This is a genomic window from Streptomyces sp. NPDC030799 (assembly GCF_055572255.1).
Window position 1 is genome coordinate 300,138 of sequence record NZ_JBVIDS010000012.1, and the last position, 19,454, is coordinate 319,591.

20 protein-coding genes are annotated in these 19,454 nt (G+C 70.0%); 10 read left to right on the top strand and 10 right to left on the bottom strand.

Annotated features, from left to right (window positions below):
• Window positions 1–134: 134 nt before the first annotated feature.
• The 4 genes from mshD (at window position 135) to ACZ41I_RS29355 (ending at window position 5,237) form a co-directional block, all read left to right on the top strand.
• Window positions 135–1,061: a mycothiol synthase gene (gene mshD / locus ACZ41I_RS29340; RefSeq protein WP_363216942.1), complete on the top strand. Its 927-nt coding sequence runs from the start codon at window positions 135–137 to the stop codon at window positions 1,059–1,061.
• Between the two features lie 235 nt (window positions 1,062–1,296).
• Window positions 1,297–3,654 carry an RNA degradosome polyphosphate kinase gene (locus tag ACZ41I_RS29345; protein ID WP_399774557.1) on the top strand — a complete coding sequence of 786 codons (2,358 nt, stop codon included), beginning with the start codon at window positions 1,297–1,299 and terminating at the stop codon, window positions 3,652–3,654.
• A complete protein-coding gene (locus ACZ41I_RS29350; protein ID WP_468515476.1) occupies window positions 3,635–4,804 on the top strand; it encodes a CHAD domain-containing protein in 1,170 nt (389 codons plus the stop codon). Before ACZ41I_RS29345 ends, ACZ41I_RS29350 begins: the two co-directional genes overlap by 20 nt.
• Window positions 4,805–4,823: 19 nt before the next feature.
• On the top strand, window positions 4,824–5,237 hold the full coding sequence (locus ACZ41I_RS29355) for an NUDIX hydrolase (protein WP_363218283.1): 414 nt from the start codon (window positions 4,824–4,826) through the stop codon (window positions 5,235–5,237).
• Between the two features lie 36 nt (window positions 5,238–5,273).
• Here the strand turns inward: ACZ41I_RS29355 and ACZ41I_RS29360 are convergent, their stop codons facing one another.
• Complete coding sequence (locus ACZ41I_RS29360; protein WP_363218282.1) at window positions 5,274–5,459, bottom strand: hypothetical protein; 186 nt, start codon at window positions 5,457–5,459, stop codon at window positions 5,274–5,276.
• Between the two features lie 142 nt (window positions 5,460–5,601).
• Between ACZ41I_RS29360 and ACZ41I_RS29365 the strand changes: the two genes are divergently transcribed.
• Both ACZ41I_RS29365 and ACZ41I_RS29370 read left to right on the top strand, forming a co-directional pair.
• Window positions 5,602–6,450: an SCO4651 family lipoprotein gene (locus ACZ41I_RS29365; RefSeq protein WP_468515477.1), complete on the top strand. Its 849-nt coding sequence runs from the start codon at window positions 5,602–5,604 to the stop codon at window positions 6,448–6,450.
• A gap of 101 nt (window positions 6,451–6,551) precedes the next feature.
• Window positions 6,552–6,710 (top strand): hypothetical protein, encoded by a 159-nt coding sequence (locus tag ACZ41I_RS29370; protein ID WP_363218284.1) that lies wholly within the window; start codon window positions 6,552–6,554, stop codon window positions 6,708–6,710.
• A 3-nt stretch (window positions 6,711–6,713) separates the two neighbouring features.
• Here the strand turns inward: ACZ41I_RS29370 and ACZ41I_RS29375 are convergent, their stop codons facing one another.
• A complete protein-coding gene (locus tag ACZ41I_RS29375; RefSeq protein ID WP_020940900.1) occupies window positions 6,714–7,019 on the bottom strand; it encodes a metal-sensitive transcriptional regulator in 306 nt (101 codons plus the stop codon).
• Between the two features lie 206 nt (window positions 7,020–7,225).
• Between ACZ41I_RS29375 and ACZ41I_RS29380 the strand changes: the two genes are divergently transcribed.
• Both ACZ41I_RS29380 and ACZ41I_RS29385 read left to right on the top strand, forming a co-directional pair.
• Window positions 7,226–7,846, top strand: a complete 621-nt coding sequence (locus tag ACZ41I_RS29380; RefSeq protein ID WP_363218280.1) for a DUF47 domain-containing protein — start codon at window positions 7,226–7,228, stop codon at window positions 7,844–7,846.
• 7 nt (window positions 7,847–7,853) lie between these two features.
• Entirely contained in the window at window positions 7,854–8,852 is a 999-nt protein-coding gene (locus ACZ41I_RS29385) for an inorganic phosphate transporter (RefSeq protein ID WP_363218279.1), read from the top strand.
• A gap of 114 nt (window positions 8,853–8,966) precedes the next feature.
• On the opposite strand, the gene pstB is transcribed toward ACZ41I_RS29385, so the two are convergent.
• The 4 genes from pstB to pstS all read right to left on the bottom strand — a co-directional run bounded on the left by pstB (window position 8,967) and on the right by pstS (window position 13,106).
• Complete coding sequence (gene pstB / locus ACZ41I_RS29390) at window positions 8,967–9,743, bottom strand: phosphate ABC transporter ATP-binding protein PstB (protein WP_363218278.1); 777 nt, start codon at window positions 9,741–9,743, stop codon at window positions 8,967–8,969.
• Between the two features lie 52 nt (window positions 9,744–9,795).
• Window positions 9,796–10,857, bottom strand: coding sequence for a phosphate ABC transporter permease PstA (gene pstA, locus ACZ41I_RS29395; RefSeq protein ID WP_363218277.1), 1,062 nt, complete (start codon window positions 10,855–10,857; stop codon window positions 9,796–9,798).
• On the bottom strand, window positions 10,854–11,861 hold the full coding sequence (gene pstC, locus ACZ41I_RS29400) for a phosphate ABC transporter permease subunit PstC (RefSeq protein ID WP_399774574.1): 1,008 nt from the start codon (window positions 11,859–11,861) through the stop codon (window positions 10,854–10,856). The genes pstA and pstC overlap by 4 nt, the downstream gene beginning before the upstream one ends.
• Before the next feature lie 114 nt (window positions 11,862–11,975).
• Window positions 11,976–13,106 carry a phosphate ABC transporter substrate-binding protein PstS gene (pstS, locus tag ACZ41I_RS29405; RefSeq protein WP_399774576.1) on the bottom strand — a complete coding sequence of 377 codons (1,131 nt, stop codon included), beginning with the start codon at window positions 13,104–13,106 and terminating at the stop codon, window positions 11,976–11,978.
• A gap of 350 nt (window positions 13,107–13,456) precedes the next feature.
• Between pstS and ACZ41I_RS29410 the strand changes: the two genes are divergently transcribed.
• A complete protein-coding gene (locus ACZ41I_RS29410; RefSeq protein WP_468320664.1) occupies window positions 13,457–15,013 on the top strand; it encodes an FAD-binding oxidoreductase in 1,557 nt (518 codons plus the stop codon).
• A gap of 27 nt (window positions 15,014–15,040) precedes the next feature.
• Here ACZ41I_RS29410 and ACZ41I_RS29415 read toward each other — a convergent pair whose 3' ends face one another.
• The 3 genes from ACZ41I_RS29415 to ACZ41I_RS29425 all read right to left on the bottom strand — a co-directional run bounded on the left by ACZ41I_RS29415 (window position 15,041) and on the right by ACZ41I_RS29425 (window position 17,904).
• On the bottom strand, window positions 15,041–15,745 hold the full coding sequence (locus ACZ41I_RS29415; protein WP_399774582.1) for a phosphatase PAP2 family protein: 705 nt from the start codon (window positions 15,743–15,745) through the stop codon (window positions 15,041–15,043).
• A gap of 238 nt (window positions 15,746–15,983) precedes the next feature.
• A complete protein-coding gene (locus ACZ41I_RS29420; protein ID WP_468515478.1) occupies window positions 15,984–16,991 on the bottom strand; it encodes a C40 family peptidase in 1,008 nt (335 codons plus the stop codon).
• A gap of 142 nt (window positions 16,992–17,133) precedes the next feature.
• Window positions 17,134–17,904, bottom strand: a complete 771-nt coding sequence (locus ACZ41I_RS29425) for a trypsin-like serine peptidase (RefSeq protein ID WP_468515479.1) — start codon at window positions 17,902–17,904, stop codon at window positions 17,134–17,136.
• 220 nt (window positions 17,905–18,124) lie between these two features.
• Between ACZ41I_RS29425 and ACZ41I_RS29430 the strand changes: the two genes are divergently transcribed.
• On the top strand, window positions 18,125–18,538 hold the full coding sequence (locus tag ACZ41I_RS29430) for a cupredoxin domain-containing protein (RefSeq protein WP_468515480.1): 414 nt from the start codon (window positions 18,125–18,127) through the stop codon (window positions 18,536–18,538).
• On the opposite strand, the gene ACZ41I_RS29435 is transcribed toward ACZ41I_RS29430, so the two are convergent.
• Window positions 18,525–19,427 (bottom strand): oxidoreductase, encoded by a 903-nt coding sequence (locus tag ACZ41I_RS29435; RefSeq protein ID WP_468515481.1) that lies wholly within the window; start codon window positions 19,425–19,427, stop codon window positions 18,525–18,527. The genes ACZ41I_RS29430 and ACZ41I_RS29435 overlap by 14 nt on opposite strands.
• Window positions 19,428–19,454: the final 27 nt, after the last annotated feature.

Here is a 19,454-nt window from a genome sequence, read left to right on the forward strand (position 1 = left end):
GGGCCCTGCTGTGCGCCCTGCTGATCACCGGGCTCGCGGCGACGATCTGGTACGACGGGAAGAAGACCAGCCAGCCGGAAAAGGGCAATTCCGGTGAACCTCAATCAATGAGTCGCCTGCCGTACTCTCTACCCATGAGCAGCGACGACACCGTACGAGCCTTTCCCGCCCGCTCCATCGAGACCCATTCCGCGCTCACCCCGGACCAGGCCGAGGCCGTGCTGGCCCTGCTCGCCGAGGCCGCCCGCGTCGACGGGCAGCAGCCGGTGTCCGAGCAGGGGCGGCTGCAACTGCGCGGAGGTCCCCGCGAGGGCGTCTCGCACCTGCTGCTGACCATCGACGGCGAACTCGTCGGCTACGCCCAGCTGGAGGACACCGACCCGGTGGAGGCACCGGCCGCCGAACTCGTCGTACACCCCGCGCACCGCGGGCACGGGCACGGCCGGGCGCTCGGCTCGGCGCTGCTCGCCGCCTCCGGCAAGCGGCTGCGGGTGTGGGCGCACGGCGGGCATTCCGCCGCCCGGCATCTCGCCCAGGTGCTCGGTCTGACCCTGTTCCGTGAACTGCGCCAGATGCGGCGGTCGTTGACCGACCTGGCGCTGCCCGACCCGGTGCTGCCGGAGGGCGTGGCCGTGCGCGCCTTCGTGCCCGGCAAGGACGACGCGGCCTGGCTGGAGGTCAATGCCGCCGCCTTCGCCCACCACCCCGAGCAGGGCGCGCTGACCCAGCGGGACCTCGACGACCGCAAGGCCGAGCCGTGGTTCGATGCGGCCGGGTTCTTCCTCGCCGAGCGGCGCGGGGAGTTGATCGGCTTCCACTGGACCAAGGTGCACGCCGAGGAGGGGCTCGGCGAGGTGTACGTCCTCGGTGTGCGGCCCGGCGAGCAGGGCGGCGGGCTCGGCAAGGCCCTCACCACGATCGGCCTGCGCCACCTGGCCGCCCAGCAGCTGCCGACCGCGATGCTCTACGTCGACGCCGACAACCAGGCGGCGGTGTCGGTGTACGAGCGGCTGGGGTTCAGCACGTACGAGACGGATCTGATGTACCGCACGGAGACCTGAGCACCGGCCTGCGGCGCCGGGCACGGCGGCGGCGACGGACCGGCGGTTTTGCTGCGCCGCCGGAACGCCCGATCGCCGTTGGACTGCCGGCGCCCGGGCGACTGCGGTCCGTGGTCGGCCGGTCGCGCGCACAAACGTCACTTTCGCGGCCAAGACCCCCGGGAGCCTCCCCCCGCTATCCCGCACGTCATGTCTCCGTAACCATCGATTCAGCCGGGCTTGCGACGCTCGGCCAATGAAGCCCGCCGTGCCAGAGCCTTCGCCGCCCCCCGAGGGGGCCGCGGGAAACGGGACCGTGACGCTCCCACCCGCACGTTCCGACGCGCCCGTCTCGCCCATGGCGCGGAAGAATGGGTTCATGAGTCAGCAAGACACCCAGGCAGCCGAGGTCCAGCACGTCCAGCCCTCCGTGGGCTCCATCGCCGCGCACCGCCCGCACACGGTGTCCGCGGCCGTCTCCGACCTGGAACCCGACATCGATGCCGATCTCGACGCATACGAAGAGTCACAGGCCGGCGGCGCACCGCTGCCGCAGGGCCGGTTCCTCGACCGCGAACGCAGCTGGCTCGCCTTCAACGAACGCGTCCTGGAGCTGGCAGAGGACCCGAACACCCCCCTGCTGGAGCGCGCGAACTTCCTCGCGATCTTCGCCAGCAACCTGGACGAGTTCTTCATGGTCCGGGTGGCAGGTCTGAAGCGCCGTATCGCCACCGGTGTGGCGACGCGCTCCGCCTCCGGGCTGCAGCCACGCGAGGTGCTGGAGATGATCTGGGCCCGCTCGCGCGAGCTGATGGCCCGGCACGCCGCCTGCTACCACGAGGACGTCGCCCCCGCACTCGCGGACGAGGGCATCCACCTGGTCCGCTGGAACGAGCTGGCCGAGAAGGAGCAGGCACGCCTCTTCACGCTCTTCCGCCACCAGATCTTCCCGGTCCTCACCCCGCTGGCCGTGGACCCCGCGCACCCGTTCCCGTACATCTCCGGCCTGTCCCTGAACCTGGCCGTCGTCGTACGCAACCCGGTCAGCGGCCACAAGCACTTCGCCCGCGTGAAGGTGCCGCCGCTGCTGTCCCGCTTCCTGGAGGCCGCCCCGGGCCGGTACGTCCCGCTGGAGGACGTCATCGCCGCCCACCTGGAGGAGCTGTTCCCGGGCATGGAGGTGCTGGAGCACCACGCCTTCCGGCTGACCCGGAACGAGGACCTGGAGGTCGAGGAGGACGACGCCGAGAACCTCCTGCAGGCCCTGGAGAAGGAGCTCATGCGGCGCCGCTTCGGCCCGCCGGTGCGCCTGGAGGTCGAGGAGTCCATCGACCGCGAGGTGCTGGACCTGCTGGTCCGCGAGCTGAAGATCAGCGAGGCCGAGGTGTACCCGCTGCCGGGCCCCCTGGACCTCACCGGCCTCTTCCGCATCCACAGCCTCGACCGGCCCGAGCTGAAGTACCCCAAGTTCGTCGCCGGCACCCACCGCGACCTCGCCGAGGTCGAGTCGGCGTCCCCGCCGGACATCTTCGCCGCACTGCGCACCCGGGACGTGCTGCTGCACCACCCGTACGACAGCTTCTCCACCTCGGTACAGGCCTTCCTGGAGCAGGCGGCGGCCGACCCGGACGTCCTCGCGATCAAGCAGACCCTGTACCGCACCTCCGGCGACTCCCCGATAGTCGACGCGCTCATCGACGCCGCCGAGTCCGGCAAGCAGGTCCTCGTCCTGGTCGAGATCAAGGCCCGCTTCGACGAGCACGCCAACATCAAGTGGGCGCGCAAGCTGGAGGAGGCCGGCTGTCACGTCGTCTACGGCCTGGTCGGCCTGAAGACGCACTGCAAGCTGTCCCTGGTGGTCCGCCAGGAGGGCGACACCCTGCGCCGCTACAGCCACGTCGGCACGGGCAACTACCACCCGAAGACGGCGCGCCTGTACGAGGACCTGGGCCTGCTCACGGCCGACCCGCAGGTCGGCGCGGACCTCTCCGACCTGTTCAACCGCCTGTCCGGCTACTCCCGCCGCGAGACCTACCGCCGTCTGCTGGTGGCCCCCAAGTCCCTGCGGGACGGCCTGGTCTCCCGCATAGACAAGGAAGTCCAGCACCACCGCGCGGGCCGTCCGGCCTTCGTCCGCATCAAGGTCAACTCCATAGTCGACGAGGCGGTCATCGACGCCCTCTACCGTGCGTCCCAGGCGGGCGTGCCGGTGGACGTGTGGGTGCGCGGCATCTGCGCGATCCGCCCCGGCGTCACCGGCCTGTCCGACAACATCCGGGTCCGCTCGGTCCTCGGCCGCTTCCTCGAACACTCCCGCGTGTTCTCCTTCGGCAACGGCGGCGAACCCGAGGTGTGGATCGGCAGCGCCGACATGATGCACCGCAACCTCGACCGCCGGATAGAGGCCCTGGTGCGGGTCGTCGACCCCGCTCACCGCGCAGCCCTCAACCGGCTGCTGGACACCGGCATGTCCGACACGACCATCTCCTGGCACCTGGGCCCCGACGGCGAGTGGACACGGCACGCGGCCGATGCGGACGGCCAACCCCTGCGCAACGTCCAGGAGATGCTCATAGACGCCCGGAGGCGCCGGCGTGGCACAGCAACACCTTGACCCGACGGACCCCACGGCCGAGGTGGTGACCGGGGACGCCCTCGCGGCGTATCTGCGCGCCCAGGCCACGGAGTTCCTCCGCGCCCTGCGCCTGCACCGCGAGACGGGAGGCACTACGGCGAGCGGCGCGGAGGAATCCGTCGACGCGGCACGCCTGCTGCGCCGCTCGGCCCGCCGCATCAGCGGCAGCCTGCACACCTACCGCCCCCTCCTCGACCCCGACTGGTCCGAGGAGATGCGCCCCGAACTGGCCTGGCTGTCGGGCACGTTGGGCCTTGAGCACGCGTACGAGTCCCGTCTGGAGAGGCTGCTGCTGGCGTTGCACCGGCTGTCGGGGGTTACGGCGTTCCCGGGCCAGGCGGTGGCCTCGGCAGGCGGCGGCAGCGCGAGCACGGCGGCGGGCACGGGCGATGCGGCAGCCCCCGTGGCCGCGGGCAGTCGTGCCGCCGGGGCGGCGCCCGTCCCAGCGAGAGCGGCACCGGAAAACGCCAGTGGCCCGGCCAGGGCGACGGCAACGGCAGAGCGCGGCAACCTCACGGTGGGCGCGGCAAAAGCAGGCGCCCTGCTGGACCGCCAGCTGACCCTGGCGCGGACAAGGGCTCACTCCACGGCGCTGCAAGCCCTCGGCTCCTCCCGCTTCCACGCCGTGGCCGACAAGGTCGCCGTACTCGCCAGCGAAGTCCCCCTCACCCCCGCCGCCCCCACCACCGACCTGCACCCCCTGGCAGCCGCCGCGGAGGAACGGCTGACAGCCGCAGTCACCACGCTCCCCCTGGTCACCGCGGGCCACCCGTACAACGCGGAGGCTCTCGTCCACGGCCTGTCCCCGGACCCGTCCCCGCACCCCCAGGACGGCCCCTGGCACCAGGTACGCCTGCTGCTGCGCCTGCACCGGTACGCCCGGGAGGTGCTGCACGGGGGCAACGCACCGGTGGACGTACGCCTGTTGGCGGCGGGCCAGGCCCTGAACCGGCACCGGGACGCCTCGGAGGCGGCGACGGCGGCGGCCCAGGCCGCCCGTACGCCGCGTATCGCCCCGGCGACGGCGTACGCGCTCGGCGTGCTCCACGCCGATCAGCGGCACGAGGTGGAGGCCGCCAGGTTCGCCTTCCAGCAGGCCTGGCAGAAGCAGACCGTCAGCACACCCTGAGTTCCCCCGAGGAGGCGGTGTGAGCGACACGTTGGTACGGGCGGCCGGCTGTGTGCTGTGGCGGCGCTCACCGGTCGCCGGAGATCTGGAGATCTGCCTGGTCCACCGGCCCAAGTACGACGACTGGTCGCATCCGAAGGGCAAGCTCAAGCGGGGTGAGGAGCCACTCGTGGGTGCCCTCCGGGAGGTCACGGAGGAGACCGGGTACACGGCCGAGCCCGGCGAGGAACTGCCGGCCGTGCGGTATCTCGCGGGCGGCCGCCCGAAGCAGGTGCGTTACTGGGCGGCCGAGGCGGTTTCCGGCCACTTCACCCCGAACGACGAGGTGGACCGGATCCTGTGGCTCTCCCCCGCCGCGGCCCGCAGCCGCCTCACCCGGCCACACGACCGCGACCTCGTGGACGCACTGGTCCGGCCGCTCGAACACAGGTAGGACCTGATGACCTGATTCCTGCTCAGGGCGCCCCGGTCACAGGTCCGTCAGGTGGTTCTCCGCGTCGGTGCGGGCCTGACTGCGGGCCCTGCGGGCCGGGCCGCGCCAGCCGCAGCTGCAGCGGGCCACGCAGAAGCGGCCCTCTTCGGTCGTCGTGACGAGGTGTTCCTGCCCGGACCGGGCGTGTTCCGGCCCGTCCTGCCGTGCCGCGGTTGCTGTCACCCCGACAACGTTACCCACCCGTGCGCAAAGGGTTCGCACGGCTGTCCCCGCGCCCGTCCGGCGCGTGACGGCGCCTCCTACCCGTCGTTAACCGGACGACAGGGGGCCCGTGACGGACGTACCGGCTGGGGGTAGGCAGGCGATGGATCGGCGGCAGCACAGGAACGCGGGCAGGACGTTCGTCGCGGTCGGCATCATGCTCGGCCTCGGGGCGGGTGTCACGGGCTGCTCCGGCACCGGGGCCGCCGCCGAGGGCGTCAGGGACGGGGGCGACCCGGTCACCGTGCTGCAGCGGACCGCCGACACCTTGCGCGGCGCGGGCAGTTCCAAGGCCACCACGTCCATGGAGATGGCCACGGGCGGCACCCGCGTCACGATCCGCGGCAAGGGCGTCTACGACTTCGGGCGCCGGATCGGCCGGCTCACGGTCGTCCTGCCCGAGGACCCGTCGGGTACCGCCGAGCACCAGCCGATCACCGAACTCCTGGCTCCGGGGGCCCTGTTCATGAAGAACCGCGGGGCGGGCGTGCCCGCCGACAAGTGGGTGCGGGTGGACACCGCCACGCTGTCCGACGGCAACCTGGTCACCGGCGGCGCGACCGACCCGTACGCGGCGGCCGAGGTGCTGCGCGGGACGCGGACGGCGGCCTATGTCGGCCGGACGGAGGTCGGCGGCACGGCCGTACGGCACTACCGGGGCACGGCCGACCTGCGCAGTGCGGCCCGTCTGGCCTCCGCCGAGAACCGGCAGCCGCTGGCCGCGGCGGCGAAAGGGTTCGCCGCCACCCGGGTTCCGTTCGACGCCTATCTGGACGACCAGGGCCGCATCCGCAAGCTCAGACAGCACTTCAGTTTCCTCAACAGCCGGCAGAAGGCCCCCGTGGCGGTCGCCTCGACGACACTGCTGTACGACTTCGGCGCGCCCGCCGGCGTACAGCTGCCGCGCTCGGCGGACATCTACGCGGGCCGCATCGCCGAGGGCGGCAACTAGTCCGTCCTACCACCCCGTAAGTAGCCCGTCCGTGCCATGCGCGGTGTGTAGAGGGCTGCCTACTCTAGGAAGCCGGTGACGGCAGGGAAGAGGTGAGGCGGGTGGCTCGGGCCGGCGGTACGGCGGTGCAGGACCATGTGGCCCTCGCCGAGATCGAGCTGTGCGGGGAGCTGATCATCGCGGCCTCCGCAGCCGAGGACCGGCTCAGCCTGGAGAGCATCGACGAGGTGCTGCGGGTCGCCGAGGAGAAGGAAGCCTGAGGATCAGGTGCGCAGCAGGCGGCCGATCGCCTTCGTCGCCTCGTCCACCTTCGCGTCGATCTCGTCGCCGCCCTTGAGGGCCGCGTCCGCGACACAGTGCCGCAGATGCTCCTCCAGCAGCTGGAGCGCGAAGGACTGCAGCGCCTTGGTGGACGCCGAGACCTGGGTGAGTATGTCGATGCAGTACGTGTCCTCGTCGACCATGCGCTGCAGGCCGCGGATCTGGCCCTCGATCCGGCGCAGCCGCTTGAGGTGCTCGTCCTTCTGCTTGTGGTAGCCGTGCGTGGCGCCGGCCTCGGTCGTCGTCATCGCGGGCCTCCCTCTCGGAACGAGCTGCGGATACATACCCCTACTGGGTATATGGTAACGAATTCTGCGGGGTAGGAGGGCCTTGGTGCGCCCCCGTGCTGATCACTCTGCCCGATGGGCGACACTGGGATGCGGCCCGATAGCCGTGGCCGGATGATGCGCCTAGCATCACCCTGACCGAAACCGAAGCACCCCGAGGACCCCACGTGCGCTTTCGTCTGACCCCCAGGGAGACGAGCTTCTACGACATGTTCGCCGCATCCGCGGACAACATCGTCACGGGCTCGAAGCTCCTGATGGAACTGCTCGGGGCGGACGCACCTGCCCGAGCCGAGATCGCAGAGCGTATGCGGGCCGCGGAACACGCGGGTGACGACGCCACGCACGCGATCTTCCACCAGCTGAACTCCTCGTTCATCACGCCGTTCGACCGCGAGGACATCTACTCACTCGCCGGATCCCTCGACGACATCATGGACTTCATGGAGGAGGCCGTCGACCTGGTCGTCCTCTACAACGTCGAGGAACTGCCGAAGGGCGTCGAGCAGCAGATCGAGGTACTGGCCCGGGCCGCCGAGCTGACGGCGGAGGCGATGCCGAACCTGCGCACGATGGACAACCTCACCGAGTACTGGATCGAGGTGAACCGTCTGGAGAACCAGGCGGACCAGATCCACCGCAAGCTCCTCGCGCACCTCTTCAACGGCAAGTACGACGCGATCGAGGTGCTCAAGCTCAAGCAGATCGTGGACGTCCTGGAAGAGGCGGCGGACGCGTTCGAGCACGTGGCGAACACGGTGGAGACCATCGCGGTCAAGGAGTCCTGAGGCGTCGATGGACACCTTCGCCCTGGTCGTGACCATCGCGGTCGCGCTCTTCTTCACGTACACGAACGGCTTCCACGACTCGGCGAACGCGATCGCCACGTCGGTGTCGACGCGGGCGCTGACCCCGCGGGCGGCCCTCGCCATGGCGGCGGTCATGAACCTGGCCGGTGCCTTCCTGGGCTCGGGCGTCGCCAAGACGGTCAGTGAGGGCCTGATCGAGACGCCGTCCGGCTCGACCGGTATGGGCATCCTCTTCGCCGCCCTGGTCGGCGCCATCACCTGGAACCTGATCACCTGGTACTTCGGTCTGCCGTCCTCCTCTTCCCATGCGCTGTTCGGCGGCCTGGTCGGCGCGGCCCTGGCAGGTGGTACCGCCGTCCACTGGAACGGCGTGGTGAACAAGATCATCATCCCGATGTTCCTGTCCCCGGTGGTCGGCCTGATCGTCGGCTACCTCGTGATGCTGGCGATCATGTGGCTGTTCCGCGGAGCCAACCCGCACAAGGCCAAGCGCGGCTTCCGTATCGCGCAGACGGTCTCGGCGGCGGGCATGGCACTGGGCCACGGCCTCCAGGACGCCCAGAAGACCATGGGTGTGGTCGTGATGGCACTGGTGATTTCCGGCCATGAGACGTTCGGTGACCCGATCCCGGTCTGGGTGAAGATCGTCTCCGCCCTGATGCTCTCCCTCGGCACCTACGCCGGCGGCTGGCGCATCATGCGCACGCTCGGCCGCAAGATCATCGAACTGGACCCGCCGCAGGGCTTCGCGGCCGAGGCCACCGGCGCCTCGATCATGTTCGGCACGGCGTACCTCTTCAAGGCCCCGATCTCCACGACCCATGTCATCACCTCGGCGATCATGGGTGTGGGCGCCACCAAGCGCGTCAACGCCGTCCGCTGGGGCGTGGCCAAGAACATCGTCCTGGGCTGGTTCATCACGATGCCGGCGGCGGCGCTGGTCGCCGCGCTGGCGTTCGGAGTGATCGACCTGGCGGTGCTGTAACCGCCGAGGCAAGTGCGGCGAACGCAATGGGCCCGCCCCCGGGAGCCAGGGGCGGGCCCTTTTGCGTCCTCGCGGTGGCACCGCCATGCAGCACCGCGAGGGGTCCGTACCGGCCTAGCCGAAGCGGCCGGAGATGTAGTCCTCGGTCGCCTGGACCGACGGGTTGGAGAAGATGCGCTCGGTGTCGTCGATCTCGATCAGGCGACCGGGCTGGCCCACCGCCGCCAGGTTGAAGAACGCCGTACGGTCCGACACACGCGCCGCCTGCTGCATGTTGTGCGTCACGATGACGATCGTGAAGCGCTCCTTCAGCTCGCCGATCAGGTCCTCGATGGCGAGGGTCGAGATCGGGTCCAGAGCCGAGCAGGGCTCGTCCATCAGCAGGACCTTCGGCTCCACCGCGATCGCGCGGGCGATGCACAGACGCTGCTGCTGGCCGCCCGAGAGGCCGGAGCCCGGCTTGTTCAGGCGGTCCTTGACCTCGTTCCAGAGGTTCGCGCCCTTGAGGGACTTCTCGACGATGTCGTTCAGTTCCGCCTTCTTGTACTTGCCGTTCAGGCGCAGGCCCGCCGCCACGTTGTCGAAGATCGACATCGTGGGGAACGGGTTCGGGCGCTGGAAGACCATGCCGACCTCGCGGCGCACCGACACCGGGTCGATGCCGGCGCCGTACAGGTCCTCGTCGTCCAGCAGCACCTTGCCCTCGACGCGGCCACCGGGGGTGACCTCGTGCATCCGGTTCAGCGTGCGCAGGAACGTCGACTTGCCGCAGCCGGAGGGGCCGATGAACGCCGTCACCGAACGCGGCTCGACGGTCATCGAGATGTCCTCGATCGCCTTGTGGGAGCCGTAGTACGCGGTCAGTCCGCTTACGTCGATTCGCTTGGCCATTGTCTACTTCACTTCCAGAAAAGTCTTGGTCAGTCGCCGATGGGCCGCAGAGTCAGCGACCGGCCTTGGGGGCCTTCCAGCGGGCGATGCCGCGGGCCACCAGGTTGAGGATCATCACGAAGGCGATCAGCGTGAGGGACGCCGCCCATGCGCGGTCGTACGCCGCGTTGGCGCCCGCGCTCTGCGCGTACTGCTGGTAGATGTACAGCGGCAGCGACGCCTGCGCACCCTCGAACGGGTCGTTGTTGATGAACGGGTTGCCGAACACCAGCAGCAGCACCGGCGCGGTCTCGCCCGCGATACGGGCGACGGCCAGCATGACGCCGGTGGTGATACCGCCGATGGAGGTCGGCAGGACCACCTTCAGGATGGTCCGCCACTTGGGCACACCGAGCGCCAGCGAGGCCTCGCGCAGCTCGTTCGGGACGAGCTTGAGCATCTCCTCGGTGGACCGGACGACGACCGGCATCATCAGGATGGCCAGGGCCAGCGAACCGGCGAAGCCGAACGGCTGCATCTTGAAGATGAGCATCAGCGACAGGATGAACAGGCCGGCGACGATCGACGGGATACCCGTCATGACGTCCACGAAGAAGGTGACGGCCTTGGCGAGCGAGCCCCGCCCGTACTCCACCAGGTAGATCGCGGTGAGGATGCCGATCGGCGCACCGATGACGGTGGCGAGGCCGACCTGCTCCAGGCTGCCGATGATGGCGTGGTAGATGCCGCCGCCGGGCTCGGAGTCGGCGACGACGCCCATGGAGTGGGTGAGGAAGTAGACGTCGAGGACCTTCACACCGCGCGAGATGGTCACCCAGATCAGGGAGACCAGCGGGACGACGGCGAGCAGGAAGGCGACCCAGACGAAGGAGGTGGCGACCCGGTCCTTGGCCTGCCGGCGGCCCTCCACCCTGGAGGCGATGCCGTAGGTGCCGAGGACGAACAGGATCGCGGCGATCAGACCCCACTGGATCTTGCTGGTCAGTCCGCCGGCCAGGCCGATGACCACGGCCAGGACGATCGAGCCGGCGGCGATGGCCCACGGGGACCACTTCGGGAGGCTGGCGCCGCGCAGCGTGCTGGGGCGCTTGTCGGTGACGACTGCGTGGCTCATGCGTTGGCCCCCGAGTACTCCTTGCGGCGGGCGATGATCATGCGGGCCGCGCCGTTGACCAGCAGGGTGATGACGAACAGGACGAGACCGGAGGCGATCAGCGCGTCGCGGCCCTGCTCGGTGGCCTCACCGAACTTGCTGGCGATGTTCTGGGCGAAGGTGCCGCCGCCCGGGTTCAGCAGGCTGAGGTGGATGACGTAGTCCGGGGAGAGCACGGTGGCGACGGCCATCGTCTCGCCGAGGGCGCGGCCGAGGCCGAGCATGGACGCGGAGATCACACCGGAGCGGCCGAAGGGCAGGACGGCCATGCGGACGACCTCCCAGCGGGTGGCGCCGAGGGCCAGCGCGGCCTCCTCGTGCATCCGCGGGACCTGCCGGAACACCTCACGGCTGACGTTGGTGATGATCGGCAGGATCATGATCGCCAGCAGGATGCCGACGGTGAGCATGGCGCGGGGGGCGCCGTCGTCCCAGGAGAAGAGGCCGGTCCAGCCGAGGTAGTCGTTCAGCCAGCCGTACAGGCCCGTCATGTGCGGGACGAGGATCAGGGCGCCCCAGAGGCCGTAGACGATGGACGGCACGGCGGCGAGCAGGTCGATCACATAGGCGATGGGACCGCTCAGCCGGCGCGGGGCGTAGTGGGTGAGGAACAGCGCGATCGCGACGGCGACGGGGACCGCGATGACCATGGCGATGATCGAGGAGACGACCGTGCCGTAGGCCAGCACCGCGATGCCGAAGCTCGGCGGGGTGAGGTTGGTGTTCCACTCGAAGGTGGTCAGGAAGTTCCCGTGGTCCTTGCTGATCGCGAGGGAGGCACGGTAGGTGAGGAAGGCCGCGATCGCGGCCATGATCACCAGCAGCAGGATGCCGGAGCCGCGGGAGAGGCCGAGGAAGATGCGGTCACCGGGGCGGGTCGCGCCGCGGGCACCTCGCTTCTGCTCGGTCACCGTGGGCTGGGGCGCGGGAGGAGGTGCGTCGGTTGTCTTGGTCGATATGTCCATCGGGTTCTCCGGTCTGCAAAGCCGGGCGCCCTCACGGGCGGCGGCTCATGGCGGCGGTGCACCGGACGGTGCGGCCCGGGCCCTGTCGGGCACGGGCCGCACTCTCGGATCAGGTCAGCTCAGGCCCTCGATGGTGGTGCGGACCTTGGCGATGATCTCGTCGGGGATCGGGGCGTAGTCGATGCTCGACAGCGCCTTCTGACCGTCCTCGCTGGCGATGTAGCGCAGGAAGGCCTTGGTGGCCGGCAGGGTGTCGGCCTTGTTGCCCTTGTCGCAGACGATCTCGTACGTCACCAGGGTGATCGGGTAGGCGCCCTCGGCCTTGGTGGCGTAGTCCAGCTTCAGCGACAGGTCCTTGCCGGTGCCGACGACCTTGGCGGCCGCGATGTCGGCGGTGGCGCTCTCCACGGACGGCTTGACCGGGGCCTTGGCACCGGTGGCGATGGAGACGGTGGTCATGTCCTTGGCGTAGGACAGCTCGAAGTAGCCGATCGCGCCGGAGTTCTGCTTGACGCCCTGGGCCACACCGGCGGAGCCGGAGGCCGCCTGGCCGCCCTGCGCCTGCCAGGCCTTGCCGCCGGAGTACTTCCAGTTGTCCGGGGTGGTGGCGATCAGGTACTTGGTGAAGTTGTCCGTCGTACCGGAGTCCTCGGAACGGTGGAAGGCCTGGATCTTCAGGTCGGGCAGCTTCGCCGACGGGTTCAGCTTCTTGATCGCCGGGTCGTTCCAGTTCTTGATCTTGCTGTCGAAGATCTTGGCGATCGTCGGGGCGTCCAGGACCAGGTTGTCGACACCCGGGACGTTGTAGCCGAGGGCGATCGGGCCGCCGACCATCGGCAGGTCGATGCCCTGGCCGCCGGAGCAGACCTTCTTGGAGGCGGTGACGTCTTCCGGCTTCAGCGCGGAGTCCGAACCGGCGAACGCGAGCTGGCCCTGGTTGAAGGAGGTGACACCGGCGCCGGAGCCGCCGCCCTTGTAGTTGATCTGCACGCCACAGGCCTGCGAGAACGCCTTGACCCACGCGTCGATCGCGTTCTTCTGCGCGGAGGAGCCGTCCGCCAGCAGCTGGCCCTTGGCGCCGTCGCACTTGACCGAGGAGGCGTTGGCCGAGCCGGACGGGTTGCCCGAACCCTTGCCGCCGCTGCCGTTGTCGTCGGAGCCGCACGCCGTCAGGGCCAGGGCGCCGGTCACGGCGATCGCACCGAGCGAAAGGGCGCGCAGCCGGTTCTTGCGCTGAAGCTTCACTTTCGGGAGTTCCTTCCAGGAGCCGCCGCTGTCGGCGGCGTGCGAGGTGGTGAGGTGCCCAGCGCATGAATGGCCGTGCTCGGCACCGTGCACGGCCGAAATTAGGCAGAACAGGTGAAGCCGCCGATGGCCGGAAGTGAACGGGGGGTGAACCCCTGCCATCGGCCCGGTGAGGTCACGGAATGCTTACGGGGAGAACACATGGAGGTTCCGACGACCGGGTTACGCGTACACGTATTCGACGTTCGTTTCCCTGTGGGTGAACTGTTACGAACCAACGGGCCCACAGGGTCGTCTCACCCCAGGACGGGCCAAGGGGGCCTGCGGAGAGGCGACAGACGACGATGCACATGGAACGCCGTACGTTCATCGCAGGCGGCACGGCCGCCCTGGCCGCGACCGCACTGACCGGCTGCGGCTCGGACTCGGGCAGGTCCACCAAGTCGGCGACCACGGGCTCATCGTCCCTCACGTCCCTCAAGACCACCAGCGCGAACGCCGCCGCCAACTGGGCGGGCCTCGCCCGTGACCTGGACGGCCCCCTGATCCGGCCCGGCGACGCGACGTGGCAGACGGCCCACCAGCTGTACAACACCCGCTTCGATGGTCTGAAACCGGCCGCGGTGGCCTATGCGGCGCACACCGACGACATCCGTACGACCCTGGCGTACGCCCACGCGCACAACATACGGGTGTCGATACGCAACGGCGGCCACTCCTACGCGGGCTACTCCTCCGGCGACAACCGCCTCGTCCTGGACGTGTCCCGGCTGAACCGCATACGGGTCAGCGGCGGACAGGCGGTGGTCGGCGCCGGCTCCAAGCTGATCGACGTCTACCGGGCGCTGGCCGCGAAGGGCGTGACCATACCCGCGGGCTCCTGCCCCACCGTCGGCGTCTCCGGCCTGGTCCTCGGCGGCGGCCACGGCGTCGCCTCCCGCGCCTACGGCCTGACCTGCGACAGCCTCACCCAGGCGACGCTGATCACCGCCGACGGCACCCAGGTGACGGCTGATGCGAGGAACCACTCCGACCTCTTCTGGGCACTGCGCGGCGCGGGCAACGGCAACTTCGGCGTCGTCACCGAGCTGCACTTCAGGACCCACCCGGCGCCGCAGGCGGTCACCGCGTACATGACCTGGCCCTGGGCGAAGGCGGCCGCGGTCCTCAAGGCCTGGCAGGAGTGGGGCCCGAGCCAGCCGGACGAGATCTGGTCCTCACTGCACCTCTCGGCCTCGCCGGGCCGCACCCCGGCCGTCTCCGTGGCCTGCTTCTCCCTCGGCACCTACGGCGAACTGCAGAACGCCGTGGACCGCCTGGCCCACGCGGCCGGCGCGAACGCCGCCTCCGTCACCCTGCGCCGCCGGGGCTACGAGGAGGCGATGGAGATCTACGCCGGCTGCTCCTCCTTCTCCACCGACGCCCAGTGCCATCTGCCCGGCTCCACCCCGGGCCGCTCCCCGCAGGGCAAGCTCGGCCGCGAGACGTACGCGGCCCGCTCCGACTTCTTCGACCGCTCGCTGTCCGCGGCGGGCATCCAGACGGTGCTGCGGCAGATCAGCTCGGTGCGGGGCGGCGCGGGCAGCATCGCGTTCACGGCCCTCGGCGGCGCGGTCAACCGTGTCTCGCCCACGGCGACGGCGTTCGTCCACCGCCGCTCCCGGATGCTGGCGCAGTACATCGCCTCCTGGGGAGCGGGGGCCTCCGGCGGTTCGGCCCAGTCGTGGCTGGCGTCGGCTCACCAGGCGATGTCTCCGTACGCCTCCGGCGCGGCGTACCAGAACTACACGGATCCGACGCTGAGGGACTGGAAGAAGGCGTACTACGGGGATGCGGCGGCGCGCCTGGCCAAGGTGAAGAAGCAGTACGACCCCTCCCGCTTCTTCTCGTATGCGCAGGGGCTGTAGGACCCGGCCTCCCCAGCCGGCTCGGGGCTACGCCGCCAGGTCCCGTTCCTCGGACTCGACCGGCTTACGGGCACCCGGCAGCACCGCACCCTCACGCGCCCCGCTCACCGGCCGGCGCCGGACGATCCAGCCCGCCCTCGGCGACCGTTCCACCGCTCGCATCAAGGGGGTGAGCAGCGCCATCGCCGGCGGCGACAGCAGCAGCGCGACCGCCGTGCCGAGCGCGAACCCGCCGACGACGTCCGTCGGATAGTGCACCCCCATGTACACCCGGCAGAAGCCCTCCAGCAGCGCCAGCCCGATCCCGGCGATGCCGAACCGGCGGTTGGCGACGAACAGTCCCACGCCCAGCGCCATGGTGATCGTCGCGTGGTCGCTGACGAAGGAGAAGTCGGTCTTGCCGGAGACGAGGACGTCCAGCCCCTGGTGTTGCACAAAGGGACGGGGTCTCTCCACGAACCCCCGGATGGGCACGTTCACCAGCACGGCGATGCCGGCCGCGAGCGGCGCCCACAGCAGTGCGGCGACGGAAGAGGCGGCATCCTCGCCGTCCCGGCGCCGCACGGACCACCAACTCCACAGCACCAGCAGGACCATGGCCAGCAGCAGGCCGTACTCACCGACGAACTCCATGACCCGGTCGAACCAGTGCGGGGCGTCCTTGGCCAGGCCATTGATGTCGTAGAGCAGGTCGACGTCGGGGTTCGATCCGGATTCGGCGAGTACAGCCATGGTGCTGCGGCCCCTTCGTCGGCTACCGGACGCACCTCGTGTGCGCCGCTCCTACCCCCGTGGTTCGTAGATCCGCTTCCGCTGCACTGCCGTACTGACGTCCGCTCGGCTACGTCAACAGGAACGCACGGCCACCATCAATACGTTCCACTCTCCACTGAAAGATCACGCAGACGTTATCGAAGAGAGACTCGTCATCGCAGCTCAGGGGGTGGGTTCACGCACGGTGCACACCGTCTCAAACCGCCGTGGGGAGCGCTTTTGCGCCATCTGCGGTGACCCGCGTGGCGCCGAAGTAGTCCTGCGTGTCGACGGGATCGAACCGGATGACGGCGCCGGTGCGCGGCGCATCGATCATGTACCCGCCGCCCACGTAGATGCCCACGTGGTGGATGGCCCGTGAGTCAGTGCGGTCGGTGGAGAAGAACACCAGGTCACCCGGGAGGAGCTGGTCCCGCGAAGGGTGCGGGCCGGCGTTGTACTGGTCGTTGGCCACGCGGGGCAGGGTGATTCCGACCTTCGCGTACGCCGCCTGGGTGAGCCCCGAGCAGTCGAACCGCCCGCCCTGCGCGGCCGATCCCTCGCCGCCCCACAGATAGGGCGTACCCAGCTTGCTCTGCGCAAAGGCGATGGCACCGGCGGCCTGCCGGGTGGGGTCCAGCCGGCTGACGGGCGCGGCGAAGCTCTGCTCCAGGCTCCGGATCCGCTTGACGTAGTTCTGCGTCTCGCTGATGGCCGGAACCCCGCCGGCCCTTATGACGCGGTACGCACCGGCGTTGTAGGCGGCGAGCATGTTGTCGGAGACGTTGCCCGGAACGTCCTTCACGTCCTTGGCGAGTTCGCAGTCGTAGGAAGCGGCGGACGGAATCGCGTCGTTGGGGTCCCAGATGTCCCGCTTGCCGTCCCCGTTGCCGTCGATGCCGTGCGTGGCCCAGGTACTGGGGATGAACTGGGCGATGCCGCGGGCGTCGGCGGGGCTGACGACGGCCGGGTTCCAGCCGCTCTCCTGGTACAGCTGGGCGGCGAGCAGCGCCGGGCTGAGCGCCGGGCACAGATTGCCCCACTGCTGCACGAGCGACTTGTAGGCGGCCGGTACGGACCCCTTCGCGAGCCCCCGGCTGCCCGAGGTGGCCGAGTTGAGGAGGTTTCCGGCGACGACGTACACCCCGACGACGAGCAGCATGACGAAGCTCAGTCCGCCCCCCACGAGGGCACCACCGACGACCCACGCCTTACGCACCGTCAACCGCCCCTCGCCACCGGCAAGTCCACCCGCAGCAGTCTAAGAGCGGACCCGTCCCGGCACGAGAACCTCTGGCCGGCGAACGAAAACCCCGGGCCTGCAGTACCCCTGACGCCCTATCACACCGCGCCGCACGCGGCCGGGCTCAGGAACCGCCGGCCGCGTCCTTGTACAGCTCCGCCGCCCCGCTTCTCAGCACCACGCTGTACGACACGTCGTCGGTCGTCCCACCCTCGTCATGGCCGCCGAGCACCCCGACCACCTGACCGTCGCCGTTGATCCAGGGGCTGCCGCTGGTGCCGACGGTGAAGGCGGGGCAGTCGATGCGCTGCTGGCTCGTGCTGTGCGGGGTCGGCTTGTTGGTGCAGCTGATGGGCGCTTCGCGGGTGTCGGGGTAGCCGGTGAGCGTCACGGCGGTGGCGCCGGTGGCCATGCCGGGCGCGAACCGGTTGCCGCCCACCACGTCCTCGATGTGCTTGCCGTCCAGCTCGGCGACGGTGGCGAAGGCCAGGTCGCTGTCCTCGTCCTGGTCCTTGGCCCAGCCGTCGGGCAGATACCGCCTGTCCACCTTCCACACCCCGTACGGCGCCCGCCCGTCCCGGTAGCCCGGCACGAACACCAGGTCGCTGTCGGCGCCGCCGACGCAGTGTGCGGCGGTGACGATGAGGTCGCGCTGCGGGCTGTGCACGACCGAGGCCGTGCAGAAGTGCCCGCCGGCCAGGTGGTCGGCCCGGTCCGCGCCGAACAGCGCGCCGACCCGCAGCGTGTGCCGGTTCGCGACGGCGTCGACGGTGACCCCCAAGGGCCCCGGTCCGTCGTCGGCGGCCGCCACGGACGCCGAGGTCAGCGCGAGCATCACCACGGCGCCGAGCAGCGCGGGGCGCGAGGTGACCGAGATGCGTGAGGAGCGCTTCATCAGCCCCCACTCTGTCCCAGGAAAGTGAGAATCGCGCCCCGGCTTCGCCGAGATTTTCCTGTGAAACGTCGTGCGGCAGGGCCGTCGCGGCGCGAGTGCGCAGATGAACTCTGGCGGATACCTGGACGTACTACCTGTAGGCGCTCTTTATCCGGAAAGACAGCCCTTAGCTCGGAAGAATGACCAGAAGGCGATGAGTCGGATGGCAACCTCGACCCACATGACCCGTACCCGCACCCGTACGGCATTCGGCACGACGGCGGTCGCCTTCACCGCCGCCCTCGTGCTGGCCGCCTGCTCGGGCGGAGGCGGCGGCAGTCAGCCGAGCGCGAGCGGCCCGGCGAAGGACGGCCCGGGGGCCCGGGTGACGGTCACCGAGACCGAGTACGCGCTGAAACTGTCCCGGTCGTCCTTCACCCCGGGCACCTACACCTTCGTCTCCGACAACCACGGCAAGATCACGCACGCCCTGTCGATCGACGGGCCCGGCGTGGAGGACGCCAGGACCAAGAACGTCGACAGCGGTCAGCAGGCCACCCTGACGGTGACCCTCAAGAAGGGCACCTACGACCTGTACTGCCCGATCGACGGCCACAAGCAGCTCGGCATGGACACGCACATCACGGTCGGCTGACCGGCTTCAGCCCCCACGACACCCCGGTCATCTCCTGAGACAGCGTCCACAGCCGACGGGCCGCCTCCGGGTCGCTGGCCGCCGCGCTGCGGCCGACCAGCGTGGGGGCGCCGCGCATCTCGCCGAGGCCGGCGGGGCCCACGTACGCCGCTGCGGGCAGGTCCTGGCTCGCGGCGTAGAGGGTGGGCAGCGCGCCGGCCTTGTCGGTCTGCGCGAACACCTTGTTGCCGACCGCCATCACGGCCCTGGCCAGCGGGTTCGCGCTGTGGCTCTGCAGGTTGGTGGCCGCGTAGCCGGGATGGGCGGCGAGGGCCCGTACGGGGGATCCGGCCTCGGTGAGGCGGCGCTGGAGTTCCAGGGTGAACAGGAGGTTCGCCAGCTTCGACTGGGCGTAGGCCCGGACCGGGGTGTAGCGGCCGCGCAGGTTGACGTCGGCGAAGTGGATCACTCCGTCGCCGAAGCGGTGGGCGCCGGAGGACACCGTCACCACCCGGTCCGTCACATACGGCAGGAGCAGGTTCGTCAGCGCGAAGTGCCCGAGGTGGTTCGTGCCGAACTGCATCTCGAAGCCCTGTTTGGTGCGCTGCTCCGGCAGCATCATCACGCCCGCGTTGTTGATCAGCAGGTCCAGCGGGCGGTCCCACGCGTCCGCGAACTCGCGCACCGAGTCCAGGTCTGCCAGGTCCAGGCGGCGCACCTCGGTGCTGCCGCCCACCTTCGCCGCGGCGGCGCCGCCCCGCGCGAGGTCCCGTACGGCCAACACCACATGCGCGCCGGCCCGGGCCAGCGCCTCCGCGGTCGCGAGGCCGAGGCCGCTGTTGGCGCCGGTGATCACGGCCGTACGGCCGGTCTGGTCAGGGAGGCGGGTCACATTCCACTTATCGGTCATGGCCCCAAAGTAGGCACCGCCAACAAT